Raw genomic sequence first — 17,869 nt, 5'->3', positions numbered from 1 at the left:
CATGAAGATCACTGGGATCGAGCTGCGGCGGATCGCGATGCCGCTGGTGGCACCGTTCCGCACCTCCTTCGGCACCGAGACCGAACGCGACGTGCTGCTGGTCCGCGTCGTCACCCCCGACGCCGAGGGCTGGGGCGAGTGCGTGGCCATGACCGCGCCGCTCTACTCCGCCGAATACGTCGACGGCGCCGCCGACGTGCTGCGCCGCTTCCTGATCCCCGCGCTGCCCGCCGTCGTCGACGCCCACGCCGCCGGCCGCGCCCTGCACCCGATCAAGGGCCACCGCATGGCCAAGGCCGCCCTGGAGACCGCGATCCTGGACGCCCAGCTGCGCGCCGCCGACCAGTCGCTGGCCGCCTTCCTCGGCGCCGCCCGCGACCGGGTCCCGGCGGGGGTGTCCGTCGGCATCGCCGACTCCGTCCCCGCCCTGCTGGAGACCGTGGCCGGTTACCTGGACGAGGGCTACGCCCGGATCAAACTCAAGATCCAGCCCGGCTGGGACCTCGAACCGGTCCGTGCCGTGCGCGAACGCTTCGGCCCGGACGTGCTCCTGCAGGTCGACGCCAACGCCGCCTACACCCTCACCGACGCCCCCCACCTGGCCCGCCTCGACGCCTTCGGCCTGCTGCTCATCGAACAGCCGCTGGCCCACGACGACCTCGTCCAGCACGCCCGGCTGGCCCGCCGGATCGCCACCCCGATCTGCCTGGACGAGTCCATCGAATCGGCCGAGCACGCCGCCGCGGCCATCAGCCTGGGCGCCTGCGCCATCGTCAACGTCAAACCCGGGCGCGTCGGCGGCTACCTGGAGGCCCGCCGCATCCACGACCTGTGCCGCGCCCACGGCGTCGCCGTCTGGTGCGGCGGCATGCTGGAGACCGGCCTGGGTCGCGCCGCCAACCTCGCCCTGGCCGCCCTGCCCGGCTTCACCCTGCCCGGCGACACCTCCGCCTCCCGCCGCTACTACACCACCGACATCACCCCGCCCTTCGAGCTGCACGACGGCCACCTGACCGTGCCCACCGGCCCCGGCATCGGCGTCGACCCCGTCCCGGACATCCTGCGGGAGGTCACCGTCTCCACCGAGTGGATCGCCCTGTAGAACCGTAGAGATCGCCGCGCCGGACGTTCCCGGCGCCGCCGGGGCGCGGCGCCGGGAACGCGACCCGAGGCACCGTACGGCACGGCCGGGCCCCGCCCCCCCCGGAACGGGAGGGGTGGCGGGGCCCGGCCGTCGTCCGTCAGGCGTGCCCGGGGCGGGCGCCGTCCGGAACCGTCAGGCGCGCCCGAGGCGGGGTACCGCCCGGAGCAGGGAACGGGTGTAGTCGTCCTTGGGCGCCCCCACCACCTCCTCCGTCGCGCCCACCTCGACCAGCCTGCCCCGGTGCATCACCGCGACGACGTCGGAGACGTACCGGACCACGGCGAGGTTGTGCGAGATGAACAGCATCGACAGCCCGAGCTCCGCGCGCAGCGAGCGGACCAGGTTGAGCACCGCGCCCTGGACGGAGACGTCCAGGGCGGAGGTGATCTCGTCGGCGACCAGCAGCTCGGGTTCCGCGCCCAGCGCCCGGGCGATCGCCACCCGCTGGCGCTGGCCGCCGGACAGCTCGCGCGGGTAGCGCCCCGCCAGCGAGACGGGCAGCGACACCAGCGAGAGCAGCCGCTCCGCCTCCGCCCGGCGGGCGGCGCGGGGCACGCGGAGCCCCTCGGCCACCGACGCGCCCACGGTCATCCGCGGGTCGAGGGAGGCGTAGGGGTCCTGGAAGACCATCTGGATCCGGCGCGGATCGCCACCGGTGATCTCACCGGTGTACGGCACCAGCCCGGCCACCGCCCTGGCCAGGGTGGACTTGCCCGATCCGGACTCCCCCACCAGGCCGACGATCGCCCCCGGCGGGACCTCCAGCGTGACGTCGTCGACGGCGGTGAAGGCGCCGAACCGCACGGTCAGATTTTCGATGATCATGAAGCCTCCCAGCAGGCGACGCGGTGCGCCGTGCCGTACGGGGTCAGGGGCGGGCGCTCGGCGGCGCAGCGGTCGTTCGCCAGCCCGCAGCGGGCCGCGAAGGCGCAGCCCGCGCCGACCTCGGCGGGCGGGGGCTGGTGGCCGGGGATGCTGGCCAGCGGCAGGGACCTGTCGGTGTCCATGTCGGGCAGCGAGGCGACCAGCGCGCGGGTGTAGGGATGCGCGGCGCCCGAGGCCAGCTTCCCGACCGGCAGTTCCTCGATCACCCGGCCGGCGTACATCACCACGACCCGGTGGCACAGCTCCGCGACCACGGCGATGTCGTGGGAGATGAACAGGGTCGCCGCGCCGGTCTCGCCGGTCACCTCGCGCAGCAGGCGCAGGATCTGCCGCTGCACGGTCACGTCGAGGGCGGTGGTCGGCTCGTCGGCGATGATCAGCCGCGGTGTGCCCATCAGGCCCATCGCGATCACCGCGCGCTGCCGCATGCCGCCGGACAGCTCGTGCGGGTGCTGCCGGGCCCGCCTGCCGGGCTCCGGGATGTGCACGTGCCCGAGCCGGTCCACGGCCCGGGTCCCGGCCTCGGCGCGGCTCGCGCCCTGGTGCACGATCGCCACCTCCGCGAGCTGCCCGCCGATCCTGAGCGCCGGGTTGAGCGAGGCCATCGGGTCCTGGAAGACCATCGCCAGCGACGTGCCGAGCAGCTTGCGGCGCTCCCGCTCCGGCAGCTCGCCGAGGTCGGTGCCGCACAGCCGCAGCCGCGCCGCGCTCACCTCCCCGGGGTAGGGCACCAGGCCGCCGATCGCCGACGCGGTCAGGCTCTTGCCGCTCCCCGACTCCCCCACCAGGCCGACGATCTCGCCGGGCGCGACGGTCAGCGAGAGCCCGCGCACTGGGGTGACCCCGCCGGGGAAGGCGACGGTGAGGTCGCGCACCTCCAGGACCGCCCCGGGGCCGGGTTCGCCGGATCCGCCGGGTTCGCCGGGCGCGGCGGCGACCGGCGGGACGGCCCTCCCCGCCGGTGCGGCGGTGCGCGACGCGGCACGGGCCAGGGCGTCCCCCAGGAGGTTGAATCCGACGCCCGCGAGCGCCACCGCGACGGCCGGGCCGAGGGCGACGGCCGGGGTGGCGTAGATGCGGGCGAAGCCGTCGAAGAGCAACCGTCCCCAGTCGAACGAGGGCGGCTGCACGCCCAGGCCGAGGAAGGACATCCCGGCGAGCCCGAGCAGCGCGCCGCCCAGCGCCTGGGTGAGGTTGAGGATCAGCGGCTCGGCGATGTTGGGCAGCACGTGCCCCGTCATGATCCGCCACCGGGAGACCCCGAGCATCCGGGCGGCCGACACGTAGTCGGCTTCGGCGACCGAGGCGGCCAGCGTCTGGGTGAGCCGGGCGAAGCCGGGCGCGATGGCGGCGCCGATGCCCAGCACGGCTCCTCGCGCGCCGAGTCCCGCGACCACCGCGGTGAACATGGCCAGCAGCAGCCCGGGGAAGGCGACGAGCGCGTTCACCGTGCCGGTGACCAGGCGCGCGGCGCGGCGGGGCAGCACCGAGGGGAGCGCGCCGAGCGCGATCCCGGCGACCGCGCCGACGAGCGTGGCCAGCAGGGCCAGGGTGAGCGAGAGCCGGCCGGCGACCAGCACCCGGGCGAGGATGTCGCGGCCCAGGTTGTCGGTGCCGAGCGGGTGCGCGGCCGAGGCTCCCCGGAGGATGGCCGCAGAGTCGATGCGCTCGGCCTCGGCGCCCCAGATCGGCGGCCCGGCGATCGCCAGCACCACCATGAGCGCGACCAGCGCCGTCCCGGTGAGCCCGGCGGGGGTCCGCAGCAGATGCCGCATCAGCTCTCCTTCAGGGCGGACGTGGGGTCGAGCACGCCGAGCAGCAGGTCGACGAGGAGGTTCACCACGAGCACGATCACGCCGTAGACGAGGATCACGCCCTGGGCGACCGGGTAGTCCTTCTGGGTGATCGACTCCACGATCCGCAGGCCGAGACCCGGCCACGCGAAGACGTACTCGACCAGTACGCTCCCGGCGATCAGACCGGTGAGCAGCAGCCCGCCCATGGTGAGGGTGGCGGTGAGCGTGTTCGGCAGGACGTGCCGCACGTACAGCCGGGCGGCGGGCAGCCGCTTGGCGCGTGCCAGCCGCACGTAGTCGGTGCCCAGCTCGCGCAGCGTCTCCACCCGGGAGATCCGGGCGATCATCGCCGCGGGCGCGACCGCCAGGGCGAGGACCGGCAGCACGTAGGATTCGGGCCCGCCCTTGCCCGCGGGCGGGAACCAGCCGAGCCCGATCGCGAACACGGTCACCAGGGCGATCGCGTAGAGGAACTCGGGCACGGCGACGGCCGCGCCGGTGACCGAGGTGAAGGTCGCCTCGGTGCCCCGGTTGCGGCCGTTCTCGGTGCGGATCCCCGCCCACATGCCGAGCGGCACGGCGACGAGCAGGGCGACCGTGGTCGCGAGCAGGGCGAGGGCGAGGGTGTTGGGGAGCCGGGCGGCGCCGACCTCGCCGACCGGCTCGCCGCGGCGGGACGGCGTGCCGAACTCGCCGCCCAGCACGTTGCGGACGTACGACGCCAGCTGGGACGGGATCGGCTGGTCCAGTCCGAGCGCCGCGCGCCGGGCGGTGACCAGCTCGACCGGGGCGGCGGGGCCGAGCGCGGCGCGCACCGGGTCGCCCGGGATCAGGTGGATCATCGCAAACGACGCGACGAGCAGCGCGGCCAGTGAGATCGCGAACCGGACGAGGTGCCGCAGCACGAACGCCCCGCGCGCGCGGCCGGCCGGCGCCCGGCCCGGGACCGCCGGTTTCGGGAGCGCGCGGCCGGCGGGCGGGCGCCCGCCGGCCGGGGGACGGGAGGCGCCGGCCACTCAGCTCGCCCCGGTCATCCGGATGGAGGTCGGGGAGAACAGGTCCGCCGGCATGTCGAACGTCGCGTTCCTGGCGGCGATCAGCACGGTGTTCTCCACGACCGGCACCAGGTCGGCGTTCTCGAACAGCGCGGACTCCGCCTCCAGCCAGAGCTTGCAGCCCTCCGCGCCGGGCTTCAGCGCCGCCTCGGCCACGAGCTTGTCGTAGCGGGCGTTGGCCAGGTGGGCGAAGTTGCCGCCCTTGGGCGCCCCCGGACCGGACAGGAACCCGACGAGCTGCGAGGGGAGCGTGACGCCGATCGGCAGCCAGACCACGTCCCAGTCCTGGGCGGTGCTGAGCGACTCCGACATCTTGGTGTCGATGACGCCGTTCAGCGTGACGTCGACGCCGGCCTTCTTCCACGCGGCGGCCAGGTACTCGGCCGCGGCCTGCACACCCGCCCCCCGGGTGGTGTAGTAGAGCAGGCGCAGCGCCAGCTTCCGGCCGTCCTTGGCGCGGACGCCGTCGGCGCCCGCCTTCCAGCCGGCGGCGTCCAGCGCGGCGGCCGCGGCCGGCGCCCCGCGCCGCGCCACCCCCGGCCGCCGGGTCGAACGCCGGGACGTGACCGGTGACGGTGTCGCCCGGGCACGGCCGCGGGTCCAGCACCAGCCCGGTGGCCGGGCGGCCGGTGCCGCCGGTGGCGATCCCGGCGAGCTCGGTGAGGTTGATCGCCTGGGTGAGCGCCCTGCGCACCGCCGGGTCCTTGGCGGGGCGGTCGTCGCCCTGGTGGTAGAAGAACTGCCCGTTGCCGTAGGGCTGGACGGTCTTGCCGATGCCCGGGGTGGCCTCCAGGCGGGCGCGGTCGGCGCCGTAGATCTTCGCGCCGTTGATGCCGCCGGAGATCAGCAGGTTGGCGGCGGTCTGCTCGTTCGGCACGACCTTCAGCACGACCGTGTCGGGCTGGCCGGGTGTCTTCGTGGTGGCGCCGCCCGGCCCCCAGGCGTAGTCCTTCCGGACCCGGAAGGTGTAGTGGTCGCCGGGCACCGCCTCGGTGAGCGTGTAGGGGCCGGAGCCCGAGGTGGCGCGGGCCAGCGCGGAGCGGTCCTCGACCCCCTTGCCGCAGACGATGAAGATGAGGGGGGTGCTCTCCAGGATGAAGCTGAAGGGTTTCGGCGTGGAGAGCGTCACCGTCCCGGCCGCGTCGTCCGCCTCGGCCTTCATCCCGGCCGGGACGAGCACCCCGTAGATCGGCGACTTGGTGGCCGGGTCGGCGATGTGGTTGACGTTGGCGGCCACGTCGGCGGGGGTGAGCTTGGAACCGTCGGAGCAGGTGACGTCCTTGCGGAGGGTGAAGGTCACCGCGTCGGGGGTGACGTCCCACTTCTCGGCCAGTCCGGGGATGATCTTCCCCTCGGGGCCGATGGAGGTCAGCGTGTCGTAGGCCAGTGAGAGCACCGTGTTGGTGATCGAGAGCTGGCCCGTGGCCGGGTCGAGCGTTCCGGGGTCGCTGCCGATCGCGAACGTGAAGGTGCCGCCGGCGGCGGATCCGGCGGGCGGAGAACCCGCGGTGCCGCCGCACGCGGCCGCGAGGAGGCTGAGGGCGCCGAGCGCGGCCGCCGCTCCTGTGTTTCTCATCGGGACTCCAGGGAGGTGGGGGTGATGCCCCACATTCGCCTTTTCCCGGCGGCCCTTCTTCGTCCCCGGCCACGAAAAGCCCGCGCGCCGTCGTGCTACCGTCCGAAAATTCTCGCTTTACCGGCCCAAAACTCTCCCGTTACCGCCCGAAAATCCGCATCTGGAGCATCACGGACAGTCGCGCGTCGGGGTCGGCCAGGTCCAGGCCGCTGATCTCGGTGAGCCGCTTCAACCGGTAGCGGAAGGTGTTGGCGTGCACGTGCACCCTGGCCGCGGCGGCGTTGACGTCGCCGAACGCGTCCAGGTAGGCCCGCAGGGTGGTGACCAGCTCGCTGCCGTGCTCGGCGTCGTGGGCCACGAGCCGTTCGTAGGGGCCGGTGGGCGTCTGCTCCTCGGCCTTGACCAGGTCCGCGAGCTGCAGCAGCAGCGCCTCGAAGTGCACACCGGTGTAGCCGGCGACCGCGCCGGACGTCCCGCGGGCGCGCAGCACCCGCAGCGCCCGGTCGGCGTCGGCCCGGGACCTGGCCACCTCGGACAGGTCACCCGCCAGGCGCCCCACGCCGATGTTGGCGGCGTGCCGGGGGCCCACCCGGGCGAGGAAGCTCTCGGCGACCCGCACGGCCCGCGCCTCCTCGTCGCCGCCGGCGTGCAACGGCAGCACGGCGTAGGCGACCGACCCGACGAGCGCGGCGGCGGCCTTGGGATGGATGGCCCCGACATGCAGGGCGAGCGCGTCGCAGAATCGCTGCCGGTCGCTCTCCCGCCGCGCGGCGTCGGCCTGGGCCCCGTCGCTGAGCTGGGCGGCGAGCACACACAGCCGCTCACTGGCGACGCCGAGCCGGCCGGCCGCCTCGGCCGCGTCCCGGCCACCCGCCAGCACGGTGGAGAGCAGGTCGGCGTGGAGCCGCCGCCTGGTGTCCGCCCCGGCCCGCTGGCGGAGCAGCTGCAGTGCGACGATCTTGGCGGCGTCGGCCAGGGCGCGCTGCCGCTGGTCGCTCAGCGGCTCCCGCACCGCGGCCCAGATGGAGCCGAGGATCTCGTCCCCGGACCGGACGGCCACCGCCGCCCGGTTGATGCTGCCGTCACCCAGCTCTATGTAGATCGGCTCGCGGCTCTGGTAGAGCCGCCGCAGGAATCCGCGCTCCACCAGCATCCGCCGGTACCGTTCCGGCACCTGGCGGCCGAGCACCGTCTCGACCCTGCCGGCGTCGGCCTCGTCCTGCCGCCCGGAGTACGCCAGCACCCGCGACGACCGGTCCTCGATGGTGACCGGCGCGTCCAGCAGCGCGCACACCGCGTTGGCCAGCGCGAACAGGTCGTCCGGCGAGGTGTCGCCGGGTTCCGTGAGGTCGCCCTCCGCCAGCAGGGAGCGCAGCAGCGCGGCGACCTGCGCCCACGAGGCGGCGCGGGTGAGGCCCAGCACCGCCACCCCGGTCTCCAGGGCCTTCACGCGGACGGACCCGTCGACGTCCACCGGTTGCTTGACGACGACGCCCGCCGCGGTGCGCGCCGCGTCGAGCAGGGCGCAGATCTGCTCCGCGCGGTCGACCCCCACGGCGAGCAGGACGCCCCCCTCCGGGATCAGCAACTCGTCGAGGGGGTCGTAGATGTGCACCCCGGTGACCTCGGCGTCCAGCTCCCCGGGAGAGGCCGCGACGTCCAGGACGGTGCTGCCCAGATCCTCCAGGATCCGCCGTAGGCTGGCCCGTGGCCGGTTCGTCATCTGCTCACGATAACGGTCATACACTGCCATCATTCGCATAACCGGTCAGCGGCCGGGCACCGCGGCGGCGGGCTCACCGCCCGCCCGCACCGCGACGGCGGCCGCGGGGCACGCCGTGCCCGGCGGCCGCGTCGTCACGGCGTTCCGGCGGACCCTCGCGCAGCGTGACCCCTCAGGCGATCCTGGGCGTGGCCCGCGCGCCGAAGTGGACGTACGGGGAGCCGTCGGCCAGCTCGTAGAAGACCGCCGAGAGCCACTGGCGCTGCCCTTCCGGACGGCCGACGAAGGTGGTGTCGTCCACGGGGACGAGGTCGAACTCCATGGGCGGCTGCATCCCGGCGAGGGCTCCGATGGCCTCGAAGTACAGCGAGAGCCGGCCGTCGCGGGCCGTCAGCGTCATCCGGGCGCCCGCCCGTTCGTAGACTCCGGCGTACCGCTCGACGTCGGTCTCGAACGGCTCGGCCGGCGGTCCCAGCACGGGCGGCACGGCCAGGCCGAGCAGCTCGTCGAAGAGCTCGGTGGCCAGGGCGTGCTGGAAGGCGGCGCTGTCGCCCCCGTTGGCCAGCACGCACACCGCCGTGTCCGCGTCGGGTACGGCCCACAGCATGGCCGCCTGGCCGACGGTGTTGCCCCCGTGGGAGACGATTCGGCGGCCCTGCCACTCGTCGAGGATCCAGCCCAGGCCCCACTGCCTGCCGAGGGTGTGCGGGTTGGGGATGTCGACCTGCGGCTCCCACATCACCCGGGGGTCGGCGAGCAGCCCGGTGTCCAGGTGGGCGCGGGCGAAGGCGACGACGTCCGCGGGGCGGGCGCAGATCAGCCCGGCCGGGCCGGCGGAGCGCATCAGGCCCCAGACGGGAGCGGGCGCGCCGTCCAGGTGCCCCATGGCGGCGCGGAAGCGCAGGACGTCCTCCGGCAGGGTCCAGGTGTGGGTCAGGCCGAGCGGTTCGACGATCTGCTCGCGCAGCGCGGCGTCCCACACCTTGCCGGTGAGGCGCTCGACGACGCGCCCGGCGATGGTGAAACCGGAGTTGCAGTACGACTGGGTGGCGCCGAGCGGGTGGTTCTGCGCGAGATCCGCGCAGGCCGCGACGTACTTCTCCACGCAGTCGTCACCCCGGCCGGTGTCGAGGAACAGGTCCCCGTCGATGCCGGAGGTGTGCGTGAGCAGGTGCCTGACGGTGACGACCTTGGTCACCTCCGGGTCGGCGACCCGGAACTCCGGCAGGACCTCGACGACCGGGGTGTCGAGCGTCACCCGGCCCTGCTCGGCGAGGAGCACGATCTGGGTCGCGGTCCACACCTTGGTGACCGAGCCGATCTGGAAGAGCGAGTCGGTGGTCGTCTCCACCCCGGTGGCCGCGTTGAGCACGCCCGCGGCGAACTCGTGCACCTCTCCCCCGTGCAGGAAGGCGAGGCTCACACCCGGAACTCCGTACTCGGCGCTCAGCTCGCCGAGCCGGACGTGCCATCGACCGGGATCCACTGCTCCAGCCACTGCGTGGTCCTTTCGTTGTGGCCCGCCCGGTGGGACGGGCGGCCGTTGCGGATGAACAGGTGGGGACCACCCGGGCGGCGGACCGGCCGGATCGGTGCGCTCCGCTCGCGCGGGGCGGCGAACCGCCGCCCGGCCTGACCGGCCGGGCACCGGCCGCCGTTCTCACCGGGATCGGGCCGCCGGCCGGTGGTGGTGGCCGCGTGCGCCCCCGCGCTTCCGCCGGGGCGCGGCCAGGGGTCTCCCGGTGCCGCGATGCGGTGGAGGTCGCCGGGGGAGAGACGGGGCATGTCCGAACGTTAGGCCCCGCTCGCCGCCGCTTCTTCGGCCGCCACGACGAACCGGGCCCGATCGGTTGTGCGGTCGTCCAATTCCCGGCCGGGCGGGCGGCGGAACCGCCGCGGGGACGGACGCGGCGGGCGGCTGAAAGTTGCACCCCCGCGCTCGCCCGCGCCGCCACGCTCAGGGTGCGACGCCGGGCTCCGGCCGGTCGGCGCCCAGCGCGCCGGGGAGCCGTTCCAGCAGGTTCTTCAGGTCGTCGGCGTGCTCCTCCTCCTGCGCGAGCAGGTCCTCGAAGATCCGCCGGGTGGTCACATCGCCGTCACCGAGCCACTTGACGATCTCGGTGTAGGAGGCGATCGCGATGCGCTCGGCGACCAGGTCCTCCTTGACCATCTCGATCAGGTCCAGGCTGTCGTCGTACTCGGCGTGGGCGCGGGTCGTCAACGTGCTGGGGTTGAAGTCCGGCTCCCCGCCGAGCTGCACGATGCGCTGGGCGATCCGGTCGGCGTGCTCCTGCTCCTCCGCGGCGTGCTCCAGGAACTCCGCGGCCACCGTCCCGGCGTGGATGCCGGTGGCGGTGTAGTAGTGGCGCTTGTACCGCAGCACGCAGACGATCTCGGTCGCGAGCGCCTCGTTGCACACCTGGATCACCCGGGGCAGGTCGGCACCGTAGGCGGCCGTGATCGGGCCCTTGTCGATCTCTTCCCGCGCACGCGCGCGGATCTCCTTGATGTCTGTCAGGAATTCGGCCATGCACCTGCCCCTACCCCGAATCGCGGGTTCAACTGGTGTTCTGGGCCACAGTTGACGACCGTGTCCGTTCATGACGTCGCTTTCCGGGTATCCCGCGGGCGACATGGGCACAGCGACGAAGGTCCCGCAGACGCGGAGCATGAACGGCGAGGAGCTCTCCGCCGACCACGCATGGGGCACCCTGCGCGAGTACGGCCGCTGGCACCTCGTCCGTGACTCGTTCACGAGGTTCAGGTACGGCGACGGCATGACCAACTCGCGTGCCCTGGCCTTCCAGATCTGCCTGTCGATCATTCCCGGGGCCATCGCCCTGGTCGGGCTGAGCTCGGTGGTCGACCAGGAGGAACTCGGCCGGGTGCTGGAGCTGACCCTGAGCCACCTGGCGCCGGGCGCGGGGGCCGAGGCGGTCGAGGACGTACTCGCCGAGAGCCACCGCCGGGCGGGCCGGACCGGCGGCGGCCTCGCGCTCTGGCTCGGGCTCGGCACCGCCCTGGTCTCGCTGACCAGCGCCATGGCCCAGGTGGAGCGGGGGGCCAACCGCATCTACGGCGTCGAGCGGGACCGCCCGTTCCACCGCAAGTACGGCAGGGCCCTGGTGATGGCGCTGACCTCGGGGGCGTTCATGACGGTCGGCTTCGTGGTGATGGTCGGCGGCGGCGCGATCGGGCGGGCCCTGGCCCAGGTCTACGACTGGGACGCCGCGACGATGCGGGCCTTCACCCTGGTGCGCTGGCCGCTCGGGTTCCTGCTGGCGCTGATGTCGACCTCGGTGCTGTTCCGCGCCGCTCCCCGCCGCAGGCAGCCGGGCCACAGCTGGCTGGCCTTCGGCGCGCTGGCCGCCCTGTGCCTGTGGACGTTCTTCACGTTGCTGCTGGCCCTGTACACCGAGAGCAGCGGGACGTTCGGCGCCACGTACGGTCCGCTCACCGCCGTCATGGCGCTGCTGCTGTGGTCGTTCCTCAGCTCGATGGCGCTCTTCCTCGGCCTGTCCTTCGCCGCGCAGCTGGAGGCGGTCCGCGCCGGGCAGGCCGGACCGGTCACGCCGGACCCCGGCCCGACCGCCGAGGAGGAGCGGGAACCGCTGGTCGGGGCGGTCGGCACGGCGGCCGTCACCGCCGCCCGCTCGCTGGCCGGGCTCTGGGACAGACGGCGGGACTCCGGGCAGGAGAGGCAGGCCGGCTGACGTTCCCGGCCGCCCCGGGCCCGGGGCGGGGCCCGGCAGCCCGCCGTCACGGGCGCGCAGGCGCCCCGCGCGTTCTCACGGGTGGCTCTCGACGGCGATGCGGCGTCCCGCGGGCCCGGCCGCTTTTCGAATAGCCGGCTCATCTCGCCAGAGATCACCAAGCCATAGTGAGATATATTCACATATCTCGTCATAAGGGGGGCGAAAGGTGCTGGCGCAGGAACGCAGGTTCGCCGCCATCGCGGCCGCGTCAGCCGACGCCTTCCGGCACGGCGACTACCACCAGGTGCGGGCGGAGGACGTCGCGGAGCGGGTCCGGCTGCCGCGCGGCGGGGAGGGCGACCGGGGCCGCAGCGCGGTCTGGCTGTACAACGAGGTGCGCAGCCGCCGCGTGCTGGTCGCCCTGGCGGTCAAGCACGCCTTCGACGAGTTCACCGCGGACGACCCCGTACCGCCGCCCCCGCGCTCCCTTCCGGAGGCGCGGCGCCTGGTCGTCGCGGCGCTGCGCAGGGTGGCGCGCTTCCACCGGGTGGAGCGCTTCATGCTCGCCCAGGTGCGCCTGGGCATCGGTGACATCTCCACCTCGGAGAAACGCCTGCCGGCGGGGCAGAGCCGGCCCGTGTGGGAGACGGCCGGGGTGTACGGCGCCACGGCGGCGGCCGGGTGGGAGGGCCGGATCACCGCGTACGCGCACTACCTGGCGCCCCGCCTGGAGCTCGCCGCGCTCACGGTCGGCCCGCCGCCCGCGGGGTGGGCCGCGGCGAGCGCGGAACGCCTGTCGGAGCTGGCCTTCCGGTCGATCGCCGACGACCCGGAGGGAGCGGTCGACCACCAGGCCGCGGCGCTGGCCGCGCACTGGTTCGCCCGCGACCTGTTCCCGCTGGCCGGGGAGTGGGCCGAGCGCCTGGACACCGCCGAGCGGGCGGCCGAGCAGGCCGGGCCGGAGGGCACCGCCCGTGCCCTGGAGACGGTGGTGCAGGTCCTGCTGGACGGCAGCCCCCTGCTGGCGCGGGCGGCGGAGGCCGGCGGTGAGCTCGCCGCCCTGCTGGCGGCCGACCCCGCCGATCGGCGGACCCTGTGCGACGTGACCGGCAGGCAGGGCATCGCGCTGCTCCGGCTGGGCGACCTGCCGGCGGCGCGGGCGGCCTTCCAGCGGTCGCTGGCGGTGGCGCGCGAGCTCGCCTCGCCCGACGAGGCGGCGGCGTGCGCGGTACGGGCCGAGCACAACCTGGCCGAGGTGCTCGTCGAGGCCGGCCGGCCGGGCGAGGGCCTGCGCAGGCTCGGGGAGATCGGCGAACGACGGGCCAGGGGCGTGTCCGCCACCGGGACCGGCCCGGCCTGGCGGGGGCTCACGCTCACCCGGCAGGCGACGGCCAGGGCCGCGGTCCGGGCGGGCCGGACCGTCACCGGGGTGACGCTCGCCGAGGAGGTGCTGGCCGACCGCGAGCGGCGCCTCGGCGCGGACAACGTCAACACCGCGTCGGCGAGGGTGACGCTCGCCGAGGCGCTGCTCGCCGCGGGTCATCCGGCGCAGGCCCGCCACCACCTGACCGAGGCGATGCGGCTGCGCGTCCAGCACCTGCCGCCCGAGGGCTACTGGCCCCAGTACGACATCGTGCGCCTGGCGGAGATCGAACTGGCCGAGGGCTTCCCCGGCCAGGCCGCGCGGCTGCTGACGGCGGCGACGGTCGGCACCGGGTGGTTCGCGCGGCAGGTCTCCCCCGGACTGCACGCCGAGGCGGCGCTGGTCCGGTGCGCGGCGCTCACCGCGTCGGGGGAGCCCGCCCGGGCGCTCGACGGCCTGCGGGAACTCCCCGACGACCGGGCGGTCCGGCGGGCCCGCGCCGCGGCCCTGCTGGCCCTGGGCGACGCGGCCGGCGCAGCGCGGGTTCTCACGGACCTCGCCGAGGCCGAGCAGGGCCTGGACGACGACCTCCCCGGCCGGGCGGAGCGGCTGCTGCTGACCGGCCGTGCCATGCGCGCCCTGGGGCGGGAGGACGAGTCGGAGGCAGCGGGCGCGGCGCTCGCCGCGATGGGCGGGGGATCCCTGGACGCCGCGCACCCGCTGGTCCTGACCGGCCGGTTGGACCTCGCGCTGCTGCGCGTGGCGGCGGGCCGGATCGAGGAGGTACCGGAGCTCCTGGGGCCGCTGCTCGACCGGCGGCCCCTCGCCCACGGCCGTCCGCCGCTGGGCGAGGGGCACCCGCTGCTGGCCGAGGCCCGGTCGGTCGCCGTCCGGGTGGGCGAGCCCCCGTCGAGCGCCCCCAGGGACCGTCTCTGGGAGGACGCCTGACCGGGAGGGCCCCGGAAGGGCGCCCGGCGCGAGAAGCGCCGGAGGGCGCCCGGTCACGAGGACGGCGAGGCCATGCCCCCGCCGGCCCGTCCGGCCTATCGGGCCGGTCCGGCCTCGCGCTCCGGACGGTCCGCCTTCACCGGTGGCCGGAGCGGGTCTCCCGGAGCGGTCCACCCGGCGGCCCGGGTGGGATGACGGGCGACTCCGCGGAGGCGCGCCCCTCCCCCCGGGCATCGGGCGCGGGCCGCGCTGGCGCACGCCCGCGCCAGGGCGAGGACCCAGGCGGCCGGCGGCTTCCGGCTCGCGGCCCGGTGACCGGCCGGTCCCCGCGTTCGCAGGAGCCTGCCCAGGACCACCGCGGTCTCGTGAGCGACCGGGTCGCCCGCGGGCAGCTCGGGAAGCACCCCGCCGAGCACGTCGGCCGCCTCGCCGAGGTCCGCCGCGCCCGCCCGCGGGCCGGCGGATCTCACGGCCAGCGCCATGCCCAGCCGGTAGCGCAGGTAGAGCCCGGACACCCGGTCGTCGCACCCGTCCAGGGCCGCCCGGAGCCGGTCGATGGCCGCGTCCAGGTCGTACGGGAGCCCCCGGTCGGCGTGACGGCCGAGCAGCAGCTCGGCGAGGGCCGCGTGGTCGGCCGTGCTGAACCAGCCGTCCTCCGCGCGGAGATCGTCCGCTTCGGAGAGCATGGTGATGGCGACGTCGCGATCAGCGGGATCGCCGAAGAGCTCCCAGCGGATCTCGTGCACTCGCCCCACGGAGGAGAAGGACTCCCGGTCGCAGTCGCGGGCGAGGAGCCAGGCCGCGTGCTCCGCCGCCTCGTCGAGGTCGGCCCGGCTCGTGGCCCCGGGGACGTCCTGGTCGGCGCACCGGCTCAGCAGGGCGTCGAGAAGGGTCCGGCGCCACTCGGGCTCACGGCCCGCCCCGATCGCCGCCGCGCGCAGGGCACGCAGCCGCGCGACCTCTTCCCCACCCATGCCCGCTCTCCCTCCCCGACTGCATAAAACTATATAGAAGCAACCTTCATCTCCTTGTGCTGAATAAAGAACTTTCCCGGAAGAGGGGAAGAGAGCCGGGCACGTCCCCGCGTGGGGGACGTTCGGCGCCGGACCGGACGCGCGGGTCGGATGTTCAGGAGGAGCGAGGGCTGCGCGGTCGGCCGTCCCAGGCGGACCACAGGGTCTGCGGGGTGAGCGGGGTGGCCACGATGCGGTCGGCGATCTCGGGCAGGGCCGCGGCGACCGCGTTGCCGACGGCGGCGGGCGGGCCGATGGTGCCCGCCTCACCCGCGCCCTTCATCCCGCCGGGCGTCAGCGGCGAGGGGGTCTGGAGCAGGACGACCTCGATGTCGGGGACCTCCCGCACCGTCGGCAGAAGGTACTCGGCGAGCGGCTGCCCCTCCGGGGAGTAGGCGATCTCCTCGGTCAGCGCCATGCCGATGCCCTGGGCCGTTCCCCCCTTCAGCTGCCCCTCCACGATCGCCGGGTTGACCAGCACCCCCGAGTCGTTGACCACCCAGTAGCCCTCGACCTCCACGGCCCCGGTCTCCGGGTCGACGGCCACGGCGGCGGCCTGCGCGCCGTAGGCGTAGGTGTAGCCGTCGGGGTCGTAGGAGACCCGCTCCTCCAGACCGGGCGGGACGCCCTCGGGCAGGTCCCAGCCGCGCCAGGCGGAGACGGCGATCTCCCGCAGGGTCCTGAACGCTCCCGGGTCGCCCTTGACCCGCACGGCGTCGCCGGTGAGCTCCAGGTCCCCGGGCGCCGCCTCCAGCTGGTGGGCGGCGATGGCGGTGATCCTGTCCCGCAGGCGGGCGGCCGCCCGGGTCAGGGCGCCACCGCCGATCGTGAGGGAGCGGCTGGCGATGGAGCCGATCGAGGAGTACGGCGTGGCCGCGGTGTCGCCGAGGACCACCTCGACCCGCTCCAGCGGCACGCCCAGCCGGTCGGCGGCGAGCTGGGCGAGCGCCGTCTCGATGCCCTGCCCGATGCCGGCCACCCCGGCGGAGACGACCACCGAGGCGTCGGGCTCCATCCGCACGACCGCGGTCTCGAACCCGCCGGCCTGGATGCCGCCGACCTTCATCGCCATCGACGGTCCCATGCCGGTGGACTGCACGTGGCAGGAGAACCCGACGCCGCGCCTGCGCCCGTCGTCCCGCGGCCGGACGCGTACGAGGTCGCGCACCGCGCGCAGGGCGCGGGGGTAGTCACCCGAGTCGTACGTCTGCCCGGTCCGGGTGGTGCACGGCAGCTCCCCGGGGCCGATCATGTTGCGCAGCCGCAGCTCCACCGGGTCCAGCCCGAGGCGCCTGGCCGCCTCGTCGACGAGCCGCTCGCGGGTCCAGGTGGCCTCGGGCTGGCCGAAACCCCGGTAGGAACCGGTCGGCGTGGTCGTGGTGACCGCGGCGCGCACGCGCACTCCGGCCTTCTCGAAGCGGTACGGGCCGGGTGCCATGACGGCCGAGACGGTGATCGGGGAGACGCCGACGTTCGAGGGGTGGGCGCCCAGATCGCCGAGGACGTCGCAGTGCAACGCGACGAAGCGGCCGTCCGCGTCGAGCGCCAGGCGGCCCCGGTGCACGGCGTCGCGCGCGGCGAGGGCCGCGGTCAGGTGGTCGGCGCGCGTCTCGATCCAGCGGACCGGCCGCCCCGACCGGATCGCCGCCAGGCAGACGAGCACCTCGTCGGGGTAGAGGTGCTCCTTGGCCCCGAACCCGCCGCCGACGTCGCACCCGATGACACGCACCCGGTGGTGGGCGACGCCGAGCGACTCGGCGGCGTGGTCGCGCACGTGGTGCGGCGCCTGGGTCGAGGCCCAGACGGTCAGCTCACCGTCCCGCCAGGAGGCCACGATCCCGCGCGGCTCGACGGGACTGGGCGCCGCCCGGCCGAGCCGGAAGGTCATCTCCACGACGTGGTCGGCGCGCGCGACGGCCGCGTCGCAGTCGGCGCCGGAGTCGCCGACCTCGAAGTCGGCGACCAGGTTGGTGCCCCACTCGGGATACAGCAGCGGGGCGCCGGGGTCCAGTGCCCGGTCCACCCCGATGACGGCGGGCAGTTCGTCGAACTCCAGGCCGACCAGGTCGGCGGCGTCCCGGGCGGCCTCCGCGGTGAGCGCCACGACGACGGCGAGCGGCTGGCCGGCGTAGTGGACCGCCTCACCCAGCACCGGGTACGAGGTCTCCCGCTGACCCGGCGCGAGGGACACGCAGGGCAACCGGACTCCGGACGCGTCACCGGGCCCGATGACGTCCAGCACCCCGGGCGCGGTCCGGGCGGCGTCGAGCTCGCAGCGCGTCACCCGCCCGTGCGCCACCGGGCTGCGGACGACCACCGCGTGCGCCATGCCCGGCGGGCGCAGGTCGGCGACGAAACACGCCCGCCCGGTCAGCAGCCGCGCGTCCTCGCGTCGGGGAGTACGGGCGCCGATGTACGCAAAGTGATCGCTCATGACCTGATTGTGAGCGTCGTGGCCACCCACGCCAAGGGCGCCTCGCCGCGCGGGGGCGGCCCGCCACGGGGAACGACCCGGAGGTCCGGAGGCGGCGCCCGGACGGACCCGCCGCCCGTTCGCCCGCCGGCGACCGGGCCCGTTCCCGGTCCGGTAAAGGCGGGCCCGGCCCGGCCCGCACCGGCGGAACGCGTTACAGCAAGCCCCTTTTTCCTGCCATTAAGCACCCTAATTCAT

Annotated in this window: 13 protein-coding genes and 1 pseudogene; 3 read left to right on the top strand and 11 right to left on the bottom strand. The window is 74.9% G+C overall.

The window, feature by feature from the left end; translation table 11 throughout:
• Position 1 precedes the first annotated feature (1 nt).
• Positions 2-1,102 (top strand): o-succinylbenzoate synthase, encoded by a 1,101-nt coding sequence (gene menC / locus ABD841_RS17285; RefSeq protein WP_344972603.1) that lies wholly within the window; start codon positions 2-4, stop codon positions 1,100-1,102.
• A 174-nt stretch (positions 1,103-1,276) separates the two neighbouring features.
• Here the strand turns inward: menC and ABD841_RS17280 are convergent, their stop codons facing one another.
• The 9 genes and pseudogenes from ABD841_RS17280 to ABD841_RS17240 form a co-directional block, all read right to left on the bottom strand.
• Positions 1,277-1,969 carry an ABC transporter ATP-binding protein gene (locus ABD841_RS17280; RefSeq protein ID WP_344972601.1) on the bottom strand — a complete coding sequence of 231 codons (693 nt, stop codon included), beginning with the start codon at positions 1,967-1,969 and terminating at the stop codon, positions 1,277-1,279.
• Positions 1,966-3,804, bottom strand: a complete 1,839-nt coding sequence (locus ABD841_RS17275) for a dipeptide/oligopeptide/nickel ABC transporter permease/ATP-binding protein (RefSeq protein ID WP_344972742.1) — start codon at positions 3,802-3,804, stop codon at positions 1,966-1,968. Before ABD841_RS17275 ends, ABD841_RS17280 begins: the two co-directional genes overlap by 4 nt.
• Positions 3,804-4,730: an ABC transporter permease gene (locus ABD841_RS17270; RefSeq protein WP_344972599.1), complete on the bottom strand. Its 927-nt coding sequence runs from the start codon at positions 4,728-4,730 to the stop codon at positions 3,804-3,806. The genes ABD841_RS17275 and ABD841_RS17270 overlap by 1 nt, the downstream gene beginning before the upstream one ends.
• 111 nt (positions 4,731-4,841) lie before the next feature.
• Entirely contained in the window at positions 4,842-5,414 is a 573-nt protein-coding gene (locus ABD841_RS17265) for an ABC transporter substrate-binding protein (RefSeq protein WP_344972597.1), read from the bottom strand.
• Between the two features lie 73 nt (positions 5,415-5,487).
• Positions 5,488-6,456 (bottom strand): annotated as a pseudogene (locus tag ABD841_RS17260) (ABC transporter substrate-binding protein); the annotation flags it as partial.
• A 139-nt stretch (positions 6,457-6,595) separates the two neighbouring features.
• The gene (locus ABD841_RS17255) at positions 6,596-8,179 is read right to left on the bottom strand and encodes a PucR family transcriptional regulator (protein ID WP_344972595.1); all 1,584 of its coding nucleotides are present in this window, start codon (positions 8,177-8,179) and stop codon (positions 6,596-6,598) included.
• Positions 8,180-8,351: 172 nt separating this feature from the next.
• Complete coding sequence (locus ABD841_RS17250; RefSeq protein WP_344972593.1) at positions 8,352-9,677, bottom strand: serine hydrolase; 1,326 nt, start codon at positions 9,675-9,677, stop codon at positions 8,352-8,354.
• Positions 9,626-9,964: a hypothetical protein gene (locus ABD841_RS17245; protein WP_344972591.1), complete on the bottom strand. Its 339-nt coding sequence runs from the start codon at positions 9,962-9,964 to the stop codon at positions 9,626-9,628. The genes ABD841_RS17250 and ABD841_RS17245 overlap by 52 nt, the downstream gene beginning before the upstream one ends.
• A 172-nt stretch (positions 9,965-10,136) precedes the next feature.
• Positions 10,137-10,709 carry a ferritin-like domain-containing protein gene (locus ABD841_RS17240; protein ID WP_344972590.1) on the bottom strand — a complete coding sequence of 191 codons (573 nt, stop codon included), beginning with the start codon at positions 10,707-10,709 and terminating at the stop codon, positions 10,137-10,139.
• Positions 10,710-10,779: 70 nt separating this feature from the next.
• On the opposite strand from ABD841_RS17240, the gene ABD841_RS17235 reads away from it, so the two are divergent.
• Positions 10,780-11,892, top strand: coding sequence for a YihY/virulence factor BrkB family protein (locus ABD841_RS17235; protein ID WP_344972589.1), 1,113 nt, complete (start codon positions 10,780-10,782; stop codon positions 11,890-11,892).
• A gap of 208 nt (positions 11,893-12,100) precedes the next feature.
• Entirely contained in the window at positions 12,101-14,185 is a 2,085-nt protein-coding gene (locus ABD841_RS17230; RefSeq protein WP_344972588.1) for a hypothetical protein, read from the top strand.
• Positions 14,186-14,280: 95 nt separating this feature from the next.
• Here the strand turns inward: ABD841_RS17230 and ABD841_RS17225 are convergent, their stop codons facing one another.
• Entirely contained in the window at positions 14,281-15,159 is an 879-nt protein-coding gene (locus ABD841_RS17225; RefSeq protein WP_344972586.1) for a hypothetical protein, read from the bottom strand.
• A gap of 154 nt (positions 15,160-15,313) precedes the next feature.
• The gene (locus ABD841_RS17220) at positions 15,314-17,632 is read right to left on the bottom strand and encodes a xanthine dehydrogenase family protein molybdopterin-binding subunit (RefSeq protein WP_344972584.1); all 2,319 of its coding nucleotides are present in this window, start codon (positions 17,630-17,632) and stop codon (positions 15,314-15,316) included.
• Positions 17,633-17,869: the final 237 nt, after the last annotated feature.

This window comes from Streptosporangium fragile (assembly GCF_039534445.1).
Taxonomy (GTDB): Bacteria; Actinomycetota; Actinomycetes; order Streptosporangiales; family Streptosporangiaceae; genus Streptosporangium; species Streptosporangium fragile.
Note: the sequence above shows the minus strand (reverse complement) of the source record. Positions and strands in the feature narration are given on the sequence as shown.